The sequence below is a fragment of the Latilactobacillus parafuchuensis genome (assembly GCF_055271665.1).
This window is the reverse complement of record NZ_CM143875.1, coordinates 2,102,850-2,115,053: the sequence shown is the minus strand read 5'-3', so window position 1 is coordinate 2,115,053 and position 12,204 is coordinate 2,102,850. Positions and strand designations below refer to the sequence as shown.

The window sequence follows — 12,204 nt, the reverse complement described above, 5'->3', positions numbered from 1 at the left end:
GAGTTCTGGCGCACGTCAAAAAATAATGTTCGTTTAATATCAGAATACGACGACTTATGTCACAGCCCCATGTAAAAAGGCGCAACACCAGTGTTCTTACTGATGTTGCGTCTTTTTTTGGCTGGATTAATCAAGCGTAACCGTTCCATTATTAATACTGACCGGGTCATTACTATTGATTTGGCCAGCGGTCGCATCCGTTAAATATTTAATACTATCACTCATGCCGACAATCGGAGGGCCGGCCTTAACGGTAATCGTTGAAGCGACTTCGCCGGGTTTTAGGGTCGTCATTTGTTCAAAAATTGTGACATCTGTTTGTGGTAAATCACTTGCGGCAACGAGGGCGTTGGTTCTTTGATAAGTGGTCGTGACACCTTGACCGATTCGAATGAGTTGGTTGGCACTGGTGAATAGATAGAGATAACCAATGCTGTCGCCACTTGCGACGGATTTAGAAGTGAGTTGATAGCCAGCCTGGGCGGCGTTGACCTTTTGGGCCGCATAAATGTTATTTTGATTCAGTGAAACGAGGGCATAGTCGCCTAACGATTGAATTGCGGATCGTTCGAAACTATCGTAACGGTGTTGGTATAAATAACCGTCTTTAATCATGATCTTACCCGTGTCATTGGCACTCGTCGTCGTTTCAGGCGCAATCCACGTCCCATTTAACCGATCTAAGGCGATGGCACTGGTTGTTTTCTTGGTGGCAGTATCCGTAAAGACTTGACCGCGATCAATGGTCGTTGTTTTATCGGTATCGGTGTAATAAACATTAATGGCATACAAGTGATGTCCGCTCGCAATAAACCCTTGGGGTAGAGTCATACCGCTGACTTTGGTTTCGAAGAAAACTAAATCGGAAAGTTTAGTCACTTTAACCGTTGCACCTAATTTTTTGAGGACCGCGTTGATTTGGGGTACCGTCATTAAATGAATTTGGGCTTGGGCACTTTTGGTAAAATGTTGGTGCATATCGGTTTGCCATTTTTTAAGTGAAATTTTTTTATATTTAACGGAAGTACTAATGAGGGTTCCTTTAGAAGCTGTCCAACTCGATTGATTATCGATTTTGGAGACTGCAGAAGTCGTCAGTGTATCGGTAATCCCGCGACTGGTTTGTTGTGAGCTGATACCCTGACTAAACGTCCAGGTTTTGGAGGCGGATTTTAAAAGACTTTCGGTCGTCGGTTTGACCGAATTAACCTTGGTTTGTTTGGTTTGTGGTTGACTGCAACCGGTTATTAATAATGCTAATAAAGGAAGCATTAAGAAGATTGATTTGCGCATACAAAGGACTCCAGTTCGTATTTAGTGCTTTAATTATAGCATTAAACCAAGATGACGCTAAAAAATTATTGAGCGCCTTTAATTTTTGAAGTTAACCCCTGAAATTGGAGAAATACGATTTCAGGGGATTTTTGATGTGGCGAATTATCAATTCGGAACAATGATAAAAAAGCCGCCAGTGATAGAATTCACTATCACCAACAGCAGACATTGTAGAATTAATTTAATTAACAGTAATAATCTCGTTAATAACGTCAATTACCCATAAGATATTAAAATATAAATATTTTTCATGCGTCCCAGTATATAGGACGAATTAATATACAATATGGGCATAATAAAAAGGTCATAACTCAAAAGTTATGACCTCATACCTTATGTGAATAGTTTAGGCTATTTCCTAACGGATTGCAACTATTTTTTAGGTTAAAGTTAATAATATTAATAATTTATGTAATCCGCAGTATATTAATATTTATGCATGAATTTTTGGAAAAGGACAGTTTTTGTCAAAAAAAAGGATTTTGATGTTGTAGGCGATTACATTGCCGGTGTCATAACTTTTAAGTAGTGATTGGTAAATTGTTAAACGCTGAAAAGGGTGCAATTCAATTGATGAGATTCATTTGATTAAGTTAAATGTCGCGCTTAACAACTAACGGCAATGATTATTCAAGAGGTGAACTACTAACTAATCAGGATGCTGTTATACATAATATATATTAGTGGAGGAAACTATGCAGGTGGAATTTGAAACACTTCACGTACTTAAACGAAAAATCGATGAGTTATTTAATAGTGTGTTAGGTGGGGTTGAACTTACCGTAGAACAGTACATTTTAATGACTGTTGTCCATAAATCAGGTAGGCAGAACCCGACTAAGATTGCGGCTGAATTGAATATTTCAAAAGCAGCGGTTTCTAGACGTTGTCGGGAGTTGGAGCGCAGAAGGTTTTTCGAACGATTGCAGCCTGATGTTGAAGATGATTGTCGGGTTATCTATTACACGTTAACGAGAGAAGGTGAACGCTTGTTAAATAAAGTAAACGGTCTGATTAATGAGGTTTATCAAATGGATACTGAAGATGATCATCCGCTAGATAGTGACGGCTGCATCATTAATGCCATCCAAGTGGTTAATACAATGATTACAACGAATAAGCATGCGAGTTAATCATTGAGACATAGAAGGAGCGTATTCAATAATGGGGGGCATCACACAAAAAGAGTTGGAATCGCTTGAAACTGAAATTAGTCAAATTATTGATAACCTTGATCAAGAGAAGCAGTTAAAACAACAATTGTTGACGGAAAACGAAACGTTAAAACAGCAATTGACTGAATGCAAACGATATAAAACGAAATATCAGCAACTTTTACTTGAAACTGCACATTTGAAATTAAATCAGCCGGCACAATCTTCTCAAACTGCGTTATCTGAAAAAGAGATTGCGGAAGTGCTGTTAAGCGCTAAAATGACGGCTAAACAGATTATTCAAAGTGCTAAACAAGAAGCCCAAGAATTTGAACAGATTAAGAAATCCGCACTACAAGCGATTAAAACCGATGAGCAACAATTTCAAAATCAGATTGAGGCCTCTAAGTTATCGGAACCTAGAATTTATGTAAATCATCTAGAAATGAGATTTGGTAATGAACGTACTTTAGACAGCATTAAGGAACAGATGCAAGCCGTTTTCCAAGAAATGTTCTCGATTAGCCCGGACAACCCACAAAATGAAGTCGATCTAACTGTGAATAAAACTAAGTCTGAAGAGATCAAACCAGAGACCATTCAAAAGCGTAAAGCAACTGATACAAGTGTCCAAACATCGAAAGCTGAATCAAAGAATCAAGAAGGCGCAACATCGTTAATTGCAAAACTCAAAAAAAAAAATAACCGACAGCATGTCCAATCCGCCGTTCGTAAACGAAAACGAATTCGCCGTGGCGTGATTGGGCTACTAGTTGTTGGCGGGCTGGTTTCAATGACCGTTACATTAGGTCAATTTTACGCGATTGCTCAGGTACAAGGGCATTCGATGAAGCCAACGTTGAAAAATAAGACGATTATGGTGATTCAAAAGCCACCCGTTAAGTTAGCCCGTAATGATTTAATTACCTTTAGCGTGACTAGTATGGGCAATGAACACTTTGTTAAACGAATTGTGGCTTTACCAGGCGATTCAATTTACGCCAATGGTGGTGATCTATACGTCAATGGCAAACGTGTTAAAAAAATCTATTCAAAACAAACGACCGCTGATTTTTCATTGTTTGAAACAAGTGGTCAAAATACCGTGCCCGCCAAGAAAATATTTGTGCTGGGGGATAATCGCCAACATTCAACCGACAGTCGTAGTTATGGGTTTATTGATGACAGTCAGGTCGAAGGCAAAATATTATTTAAATAATGGCTAACATGAGTAACCGTTAATACGAGGCAATCTGGGATTCGTTTAGTTAAGTATATTAATGGCAGCGAAACTAAATTAGTTTAAATCGAATCCAGCCATATTAAGGAGGTGATTCAAAGATGCGGAAAGTTCCCAAGTACTTGGTTATTTTAGTGCTTATGTTGCTATATGTGGTTAATACTAATCAAATGAGTCATGCAGAAACAGTGGGGTCGGTTATCAGTCAATCTACAATTAGTTTTGATCAGACCTACATTCCACCAATTGATAATCAAACGACGGTGATTCCTGATGGTAATGTGGTCGTCCCACCAAGTCAATCGAGCACTAAACTGCCACAAACAGGACAAAAGTCTGAAGGTTATCTAGTATGGATTGGGGTCGTACTTATTTTTAGCAGTATCAAATTGAGAAGACGTAACACTATTCTGGGAGGAATATAACATGAAAATCAATAAAGTTCTAATGGCAAGTGCAGTTGTATTGGCAACATCAGTCAACCTATCATCAGTCGCAATGGCAGCTAAAGCAGGTAGTGTGACAACTAAGGGCGATGTCACTTTTGTAGAAGATACTGATCCGACAACACCGGTTGACCCAACAGATCCTGATATTCCGGTTGATCCAACTGATCCAGATAAACCAAACCCAACTGAGGGACCGTTGAGTATCGATTATGCGTCAAATTTACATTTTGGTGAACAAAAAATTTCAGCTAAAACTCAAACTTATTTTGCCGCAATGGACAAGATTAAAGACCCAGCGGATGCCACTAACACGCTTGACAAACCAAACTGGGTACAAGTGACTGATAAACGTGGGACTAATGTCGGTTGGAAATTACAAGTTCAACAAGGTGCGCAATTTGCAACTGGTGCAGCCGAAGAATTAAAGGGTGCCGAAATTAAATTAATCAATGGGATTGTTAAATCAACAGCTGATAACCAAGCGGGCAAACCTACAGCCTCACAAGAAATCACGTTGGTTCCTGGTAGCAGCACAACATCCGGGGCTGCTCAAGATGTCATGACTGCTCAAGCTGATGAAGGTATGGGCACTTGGGTCACTGGTTTTGGGGATGATACGACTGGCAGCAAGAGTATTTCATTAACGGTTCCTGGTGCATCTGCGAAAGTCAAAGATGGTAAATACACAACTGATTTAACTTGGGTCTTAACTGATACACCAGCTTAAACAACATCAATAACTTATTTGGGGAGATAAGAATAATGAAAAAAACAATTAAATATTCAACAGCGATGCTTGCATTGCTATTAGGAACGACAATCATGAGCAACACCGCGTTTGCAGCTGACGGGGCATCAGTCAAATCAATCGGGACCATTTCATACGTGCCAGATGATTCAACGGTGACGCCGATTGATCCGATTGATCCAGATCCTGAAAAACCAATTGTACCAACTGATCCAGGAGATCATGAAAATCCAACGGCTGGCCCATTGAGTATTGATTATGTGTCAAATTTACGTTTCGGCGAACAAAAGACAACGGGCCAAAATGCAACTTACTACGCTAATCTGGATAAAATTATTGAGAGTGATGGTAGTCAGATTGAACGGCCTAACTTTGTCCAAGTTACCGACAAACGTGGTAGCAATGCTGGTTGGCATTTGACGGTCACTGAAGATGCACAATTTAAGAGTGGCGAAAATGAATTAACGGGTGCGCAACTGACATTAATGAACGGAACAATGGCAACTCCTAATGATGGGATCGAACCAACGGCTGAACAAAAAATTGCCTTGACACCTGGGACGGCTTCAGATGTCTTGGATGCCAAAGCAGATCAAGGGACTGGGACTTGGTTAGATCGCTTTGGGACTGACGAAGCAGCAGGCAAGAAGAGTGTTTCGTTATCAGTACCTGGTAAAACCAAGAAAGTACAAAGCGAATATAAAACAAGTTTAACTTGGACATTAACCGATACACCAGCATAAAGAATGGAGATTTGACGTGAAAAAGAGAAATCTATTGGTATTTTTAATGGGATTTATGTCTTTATTAATCGGCATTAACAAAGTTTCAGCAGCGGAAATGAGCTTTTCAGTTCAAGCGGATATTCCAACCAATCAGGTGGATAAGTCACAAAGTTATTTTGATTTGCGGATGAAACCGGGCCAAGCCCAAGATTTAACGGTTGAGATGCGTAATGATACGAAGGACGACGTGACGGTAGAGGTCTTACCGAATACCGCTATTACCAACGATAACGGAATCGTCGAGTATAATAACACCACCAAAAAACGTGATAGTAGTTTAAAAGTCGGATTCAAAGATATCGCAACCGCGGATAAAGAAGTGACGATTCCAGCTAAAAGTACAAAATTACTCAAAATTCACGTTCAGATGCCTAAAAACGAGTATACAGGGACTATTCTTGGGGGCGTTTATTTCACTGAGAAGGCTTCAGCAGAAACAAACAAGACACAAAAAGGAAGTCAGATTGTTAATCGCTACGCTTATGTGATTGGTGTTAAGTTAACGGAGAATGATCAAGTTGTTAACCCGGCGTTGAAACTAAATTCGGTCAAAGCCGATCAAGTTAATTATCGGAATGTGGTGACTGCCAATATCCAGAATACTGAATCAGCGATTCTGACTGATTTAAGTATTAATGGTCAAATTTATCGTCAGGGTCAAAAAGAGGTGCTTTATCAAGCAACCCGCAAGAACCTTAGAATGGCACCTAACTCTAATTTTGATTATGGAATTAGTCTTAATAACAAGGCCTTTAAACCGGGTAAGTACACTTTTAAAGGAGTTGCGAAGTCGAAGGATAAAACTTGGCATTTTGAAAAGGATTTCGAAATTAAAGGTGAAACCGCAAGCAAATATAATAAGAAGGCAGTCTCACTAGAAAAAGATAATACTTGGATTTATATTTTAATCGGCGTGATTATCTTTGTGTTGTTATTGATTGTTATTTTAGTTTTAATGCGTAAATTGAAGAAAGCAAGAGATATAGACTAGTTGATATCTTGCATTTTTTAACTCGATAGTTAATGGTTTTGATTTACGAGGTTAACAGAAACTGGGAACTTATCGAAGAATAGCGATTCTTTTGATAAGTTCTTTTTTAATGAGGTGGGAATAATGCGAAAAATATTTATATCTATCAGTTTGAGTTTAATGGTATTAATCGGGATCGGTGGCGTTTTATGGGGCCCTCAATTATTAGCAGGGGATGCAACTGTGACTGATTTGATGCTTAAAACAACCGTCAAAGAGCAAACAATCCTGGTTGATGTTGACGATCAGAATCCAAAGGATCAAAAAATAGTGATGCCGTTACCCAAGAACATTGACTATCAACAGACGAGTTATGCTAACGCGGCGGTGACGGTTGATCAAGCGAATCAACAACTGGTCATTGATTGGTTGGCGGGCCAGCCTAAGCAAATTCAAATCAAGTTAACGGCAGCCGAACCCGGCGATTACCAAATGAAGTTGCAGACTGTTCGTGATGGGGTATCGGTTGAATCTAAACCGGTGGTTGCGCACACGACGCCTAAAGTAGCGGCTGACAGCACTAGTGTCATTGTCAATCGTACGGCAGCAGTTGCAAAAGTGACGAGTCGGGCGATGACGATGAATGGTAATGATGTTTATAGTATAGCAAATTTCACAGTTACTCGGGTAGCAGCGGCGGATTTGGTGAATAACATCTTTAAAGTAAGCGAGTCGCAACAATATCCAAATAATACCGCTATTTATGATAATGATATGACCTATTATAATAATCAGTTGTATACTTTTTATGCGGCTAATGGGACCTATACTATTTGGAATAGCAATGGAACACATACGACTTCAAAAAGCTACAGTCAAACAGTTAAGAAAATGGGTGTTTCGACTATATCTGCTGATGGAAACTTTTATGGTTTTTATTCAGATAAAAAAAACTGGCATTTATGTAAGCTTAATATTAAAACCGGAACCTTTACTGATAAGGTTTTAACCTTTGCAAAAGCGGATGACGTCAAAACTTTCTACGGCAACGGTGATACAGTTGTTGATGGGGATGGCTATATTTGGAAAGCATCTTATAGTGGAACTGACACGTATCTTCAAAAGATTGATGTTAACACTGCTAAAGTTGTTCAAACATTACATGTTCGACTAGTTGATGGTAGTTATAAAGTTGTTAAGATTTATGGACTGGCATTTACGCCAGCCGGTCAATTAGTTATCTCTGGAGAAAATAAAATTGGGAAGATTAATTTGTCGACAGGGATGGTTTCATACTTATCTGGTACTTTAGAGTCAGCAGACTTAGCATCGGGTAGTAAGCCATACTTAAATACGCATTTAACGGCTGATTTAAGTGCGTTGCCGACTGCCGATACGCCTTTACATCGATCTGATGAAGTGACTTATACCCTTAAAGTGGCGAATGATGGCAATTTGGCGTCTTCCAATACAGCGGTGACTAACGCAATGCCAGCCGGCACAACTTATGTTCCGAATAGTACCACGTTGAATGGTGCCAGCGCAGCTGATGTGAACGGGACATCGCCGTTAGTGGCTGGGTTACCGATTAAATCGGCTAGTTCAGCTGATGGCGTTGTTGGTAAAGGGCAACCAGTGACGATTACGTACAAGGTCAAGGTTAATCAAAACGTTAAAGATCAGGATAAAATTATTAATCAAGCGACCGTTAAATCACAAGGTAATGCGGATGTTGCTTCCAATCAATTGACCCATACTGTCTCAATTGTGAGCCCGCCGAAAGCCGAATATACGGTTCAGGTTTTAAATAATTACACGGCGCCTGATGATAAACGAATCCTATTGGGTGATCAATTACAGGTTCGTTATCAAGTCAAAAATGCTCAAACTTCTAATTCAGCCTTTCAAAAAGATCAGGCGACTTGGTCCTTTAAATTGCCTGAAGGAGCTGATCTAGATAGTACCGAAGCGACAATCAACAAGTCATACGGGACTGCTACAACGGTACCAGTCAGTCAACTATATGATGCAAAAACACGATTGATCACAATTAATTCAGCAACCGTCGGTGATTTTAAATTGGATGCACAAGATACAGTCAGTGTCGACCTCAAGGTGAAAGTGCCTGATAGTGATTTGTCACTCGTTGGCAAAAACATTGAATCGGTACACACGGTCGCAGGAACGGATTTAAATGGCGATCAACAGACTTTAACCAGTGATGGCGCCATCGGTTATGGACCCATTTATTCTGGTAAATTACGGTTTAAAGAAGTGCCAGCAACCATTTCGTTTGCTGATTCAAGAATTGCCAGTAAGACAACTGAAAGCAAACGGAAATTGGCCGACTGGAAAATCATAGTTGATGATTCCAGACGACGTAAGAATAATTGGCACGTGACGGCTAAGCTAAGTGCACCGTTTAAGTCTACGGACGGGTCTCAGTTAGCCGGCGACAGCTTAGTCTTTAGAAAAACGGACACTGCCGATCAATACATTGATTCAACAAGCAACGTCGATGTTTATGATGGCATCAGTACAACGACCGAGGATGATTATGATGTTTCTTGGGCGGCGGAAAATGGACCATTATTACAAATTGCACCAGGTACAGCCAAAGTTGGCACGTATCAAGGCACGCTTCAATGGACGTTAATTGATGCGCCAGTGTAAAAAGTGGTCGCGTAAAACAATGATTCGAATATAAAAAAAGAATTGATTAATAAAAAAAGTGAAGATATGATAGAATTATACTAACTGATTCAGTTTTAGTAATAATAACTATTAAGTCTTCGCTTTTTTGTGGTGTGTAATAGTTATTTCCTATTATAATTGTCATATCTAGTCAAACGTTAAGTAGGATTTTTCAGAAAACCGTTCGTAAGAATGTAATCTCTACGTATTTTCAGTAAATGAACGACCACCAAGTGCAAACCGCTTTGGTATGAAAGGAATTAAAATAATTATGACGATTCAATGGTATCCGGGGCATATGGCCAAGGCCCAGAAACAAATTAAAGAACGACTAAAATTAGTTGATATTATCCTAGAGATTGTTGATGCGCGTGTACCAGAATCATCAATTAATCCGATGATTCAAGAACTCGGTCAAAATAAACCAGTGCTTCTAATTTTAAACAAGGCCGATATGGCCGATGCACAAAAAACGCAACAGTGGATTGAAACGTTTAAAAAACGGGGCATCACGGCGATCGCGTTAGACGCGCAACATAAAGCCAAATTACCAATGATTGAAAAAGTCGCGCAAGAAATTCTAGCTGATAAATTAGCGAAGAAACGGGCCAAAGGAATTAGAAATCCGGTAATTCGTGCAATGTGTGTTGGGGTGCCAAATGTTGGTAAATCAACGATTTTGAACCGACTAATGCATAAGAATATTGCCGTCACGGGTAACCGGCCTGGGGTCACTAAAAATCAACAATGGTTAAAGGCCAGTGAACGGTTTGAAGTGCTAGATACGCCTGGTGTTTTATGGCCTAAGTTTGATGATCCCGCAGTTGGTAATAAATTAGCGTTAACGGGTGCGATTTCGGATGTGGTTTACCATGCGGATGATGTGGTTGTGTTTGCACTCGATTATTTCAAGCAATTTTATCCAAATCAATTACGGAAAACGTATCAGGCAACCGATGCTGATTTAGAACAATCATCACCGGAATTAATTATGATTCTAACCAAGCGACTCGGGTTTAAAGAAGATTATGACCGTTTCTGCATTAAGTTTATCAACGATGCACGCCAAGGTAAATTAGGCCGCTTCACATTAGATCCTGTGCCTGCGGAGGCGAAAGGCAATGACTAGCAAACAGTCAATTGCGACGATTAAAGCGTTACTCGCTGAACCGGTTGCTCAAACTGTACTGACTGAACTAGCGTCAGATGACCGGAGTGGTGTTCAAAAACTACTCGTTCAATATGCGAAACGCCAGGCTAAATTAGCGGCCCAACAGGCTGCTTTTGAAGAACGGCGCCAAATGGAATTAGCGCTCTGGCCCGATTACCCGCTTGTTGCGGGGATTGACGAAGTTGGTCGAGGACCGTTAGCGGGGCCCGTTGTGACGGCGGCGGTAATCTTACCGCATGATTTTGATTTATGGCAAGTGAACGATTCTAAGCAGTTATCCTTTAAGCTGAAACAAACCTTGTATCGGCAAATTATGGACTGCGCGATTAGTGTCAGCATTGGGATTGCTGATAGTCAGCGGATTGATGTCGAAAATATTTATCACGCAACTGAACTTGCGATGGGCGAAGCGGTCGCCGGTTTAGATCAGAAACCTGATTACCTGTTAGTCGATGCGATGACGGTGCCCACTGATATTCCGCAAGAAAAACTGATTAAAGGTGATGCGCGTAGTGTTAGCATTGCGTCGGCGAGCATTGTCGCCAAAGTCATTCGGGATCAATTGATGATTAATTATGATCAACAATATCCGGGGTATGATTTTGCCAACAACATGGGTTACGGCACGGCGAAACATTTAGCCGGTCTGGCTGAATTAGGGGTGACCCCGATTCATCGACGGAGTTTTTCACCGGTTCAAAACGCGTTATAAAGTTTAAAAAATAAACAGCTCTTTTGCGTAAGATTAATTAACGTAAAGGAGCTGTTTTTGTATGGTTAGTAAACGACAATTATTATTAAAAGTTCATTTGGCGGCCGGTTTTGGCTTGACGAGCGAATTAAGATTAGCTAATTGGTTATTAACGAGTCAGAATTGGGAATTGTCGGCCGTTGAATTAGCGCAGATTGGTCGGTTGCCAGAACGTTATTGGTCGACTTTTCAGGCCAGTTTTCAAAGTGCCGCAGTGCAATGTGCTTGCGAATATCATGAACAGTTTGCGGCGTATCTGACGATTATTGATGAAGTCTATCCGCAACGGTTATTAGAAACGTATCAACCACCGATTGTGATTTTTTATCGGGGAGCGTTGGCTTGTTTGAAGCAACCGGCCTTAGGAATCGTCGGTGCTCGTCAAGCGGGACCCTATACGAAATTAGCGTTACACCAATTAGAGGCCTTGCCAACCACGACCGCGATTATCAGCGGGCTGGCTCAGGGTGCGGATGCGATGGCCCATCAATGGGCGTTGCAACAGGGCCGCGCACCGATTGGCGTGATTGGCACCGGCTTGAATTGTTGTTATCCGCCACAAAATGAACAGTTACAGCAAACCGTTGCCCAGTGTGGCTTATTACTTTCAGAATACCCGTTGGATACGCCGGCCCGTAAATTTCAATTTCCAGCGCGCAACCGGATTATTGCTGGGCTGTGCCACGGGTTATTGGTAACTGAAGCGCGGCAAAGAAGTGGCAGCTTAATCACGGCTAACTTAGCATTGCAAGCGAATCGCAATGTTTACGCTGTCCCGGGGCGACTCGATCAATCCTTGTCGGCGGGCTGCAATCAATTAATTCTAGCGGGGGCCACACCGCTGTTAAATGCGACGTTATTGACTGATGAACTCCGTTATTTTGAATAGGCCAAGCAAAATAATTGC

The 12,204-nt window shown here is 40.8% G+C and carries 11 protein-coding genes; 10 read left to right on the top strand and 1 reads right to left on the bottom strand.

The features are described from left to right. Positions 1 to 126 precede the first annotated feature (126 nt). A complete protein-coding gene (locus ACVPPQ_RS10425; RefSeq protein WP_463494556.1) occupies positions 127 to 1,293 on the bottom strand; it encodes a hypothetical protein in 1,167 nt (388 codons plus the stop codon). 737 nt (positions 1,294 to 2,030) lie between these two features. Here ACVPPQ_RS10425 and ACVPPQ_RS10420 point away from each other — a divergent pair. From ACVPPQ_RS10420 to dprA, 10 genes are all read left to right on the top strand, one after another. Beyond that, positions 2,031 to 2,468 (top strand): MarR family winged helix-turn-helix transcriptional regulator, encoded by a 438-nt coding sequence (locus ACVPPQ_RS10420; RefSeq protein ID WP_463494554.1) that lies wholly within the window; start codon positions 2,031 to 2,033, stop codon positions 2,466 to 2,468. Positions 2,469 to 2,499: 31 nt separating this feature from the next. Next, positions 2,500 to 3,708, top strand: a complete 1,209-nt coding sequence (lepB, locus tag ACVPPQ_RS10415) for a signal peptidase I (RefSeq protein WP_463494552.1) — start codon at positions 2,500 to 2,502, stop codon at positions 3,706 to 3,708. 122 nt (positions 3,709 to 3,830) lie between these two features. Then, positions 3,831 to 4,154, top strand: a complete 324-nt coding sequence (locus tag ACVPPQ_RS10410) for an LPXTG cell wall anchor domain-containing protein (RefSeq protein WP_254680257.1) — start codon at positions 3,831 to 3,833, stop codon at positions 4,152 to 4,154. Between the two features lies 1 nt (position 4,155). Beyond that, complete coding sequence (locus ACVPPQ_RS10405) at positions 4,156 to 4,905, top strand: WxL domain-containing protein (RefSeq protein WP_463494550.1); 750 nt, start codon at positions 4,156 to 4,158, stop codon at positions 4,903 to 4,905. Positions 4,906 to 4,940: 35 nt separating this feature from the next. Further along, complete coding sequence (locus ACVPPQ_RS10400; RefSeq protein ID WP_463494548.1) at positions 4,941 to 5,669, top strand: WxL domain-containing protein; 729 nt, start codon at positions 4,941 to 4,943, stop codon at positions 5,667 to 5,669. Positions 5,670 to 5,685: 16 nt separating this feature from the next. Then, positions 5,686 to 6,702 carry a DUF916 and DUF3324 domain-containing protein gene (locus ACVPPQ_RS10395; protein ID WP_463494546.1) on the top strand — a complete coding sequence of 339 codons (1,017 nt, stop codon included), beginning with the start codon at positions 5,686 to 5,688 and terminating at the stop codon, positions 6,700 to 6,702. A gap of 123 nt (positions 6,703 to 6,825) precedes the next feature. Further along, a complete protein-coding gene (locus ACVPPQ_RS10390) occupies positions 6,826 to 9,354 on the top strand; it encodes a hypothetical protein (RefSeq protein ID WP_463494544.1) in 2,529 nt (842 codons plus the stop codon). A gap of 292 nt (positions 9,355 to 9,646) precedes the next feature. Continuing rightward, the gene (gene ylqF, locus ACVPPQ_RS10385) at positions 9,647 to 10,504 is read left to right on the top strand and encodes a ribosome biogenesis GTPase YlqF (protein WP_035439058.1); all 858 of its coding nucleotides are present in this window, start codon (positions 9,647 to 9,649) and stop codon (positions 10,502 to 10,504) included. Then, entirely contained in the window at positions 10,497 to 11,258 is a 762-nt protein-coding gene (locus ACVPPQ_RS10380) for a ribonuclease HII (protein ID WP_463494543.1), read from the top strand. The genes ylqF and ACVPPQ_RS10380 overlap by 8 nt, the downstream gene beginning before the upstream one ends. A gap of 61 nt (positions 11,259 to 11,319) precedes the next feature. Next, positions 11,320 to 12,186 carry a DNA-processing protein DprA gene (gene dprA / locus ACVPPQ_RS10375; RefSeq protein ID WP_463494541.1) on the top strand — a complete coding sequence of 289 codons (867 nt, stop codon included), beginning with the start codon at positions 11,320 to 11,322 and terminating at the stop codon, positions 12,184 to 12,186. Positions 12,187 to 12,204 lie beyond the last annotated feature (18 nt).

What these genes read in the sequence shown, in the direction of transcription:
- ACVPPQ_RS10425 (WP_463494556.1), bottom strand. Translation starts at nt 1,293, where the DNA reads ATGCGCAAATCAATCTTCTTAATGCTTCCTTTATTAGCATTATTAATA.
- ACVPPQ_RS10420 (WP_463494554.1), top strand. Translation starts at nt 2,031, where the DNA reads ATGCAGGTGGAATTTGAAACACTTCACGTACTTAAACGAAAAATCGAT.
- lepB (WP_463494552.1), top strand. Translation starts at nt 2,500, where the DNA reads ATGGGGGGCATCACACAAAAAGAGTTGGAATCGCTTGAAACTGAAATT.
- ACVPPQ_RS10410 (WP_254680257.1), top strand. Translation starts at nt 3,831, where the DNA reads ATGCGGAAAGTTCCCAAGTACTTGGTTATTTTAGTGCTTATGTTGCTA.
- ACVPPQ_RS10405 (WP_463494550.1), top strand. Translation starts at nt 4,156, where the DNA reads ATGAAAATCAATAAAGTTCTAATGGCAAGTGCAGTTGTATTGGCAACA.
- ACVPPQ_RS10400 (WP_463494548.1), top strand. Translation starts at nt 4,941, where the DNA reads ATGAAAAAAACAATTAAATATTCAACAGCGATGCTTGCATTGCTATTA.
- ACVPPQ_RS10390 (WP_463494544.1), top strand. Translation starts at nt 6,826, where the DNA reads ATGCGAAAAATATTTATATCTATCAGTTTGAGTTTAATGGTATTAATC.
- ylqF (WP_035439058.1), top strand. Translation starts at nt 9,647, where the DNA reads ATGACGATTCAATGGTATCCGGGGCATATGGCCAAGGCCCAGAAACAA.
- ACVPPQ_RS10380 (WP_463494543.1), top strand. Translation starts at nt 10,497, where the DNA reads ATGACTAGCAAACAGTCAATTGCGACGATTAAAGCGTTACTCGCTGAA.
- dprA (WP_463494541.1), top strand. Translation starts at nt 11,320, where the DNA reads ATGGTTAGTAAACGACAATTATTATTAAAAGTTCATTTGGCGGCCGGT.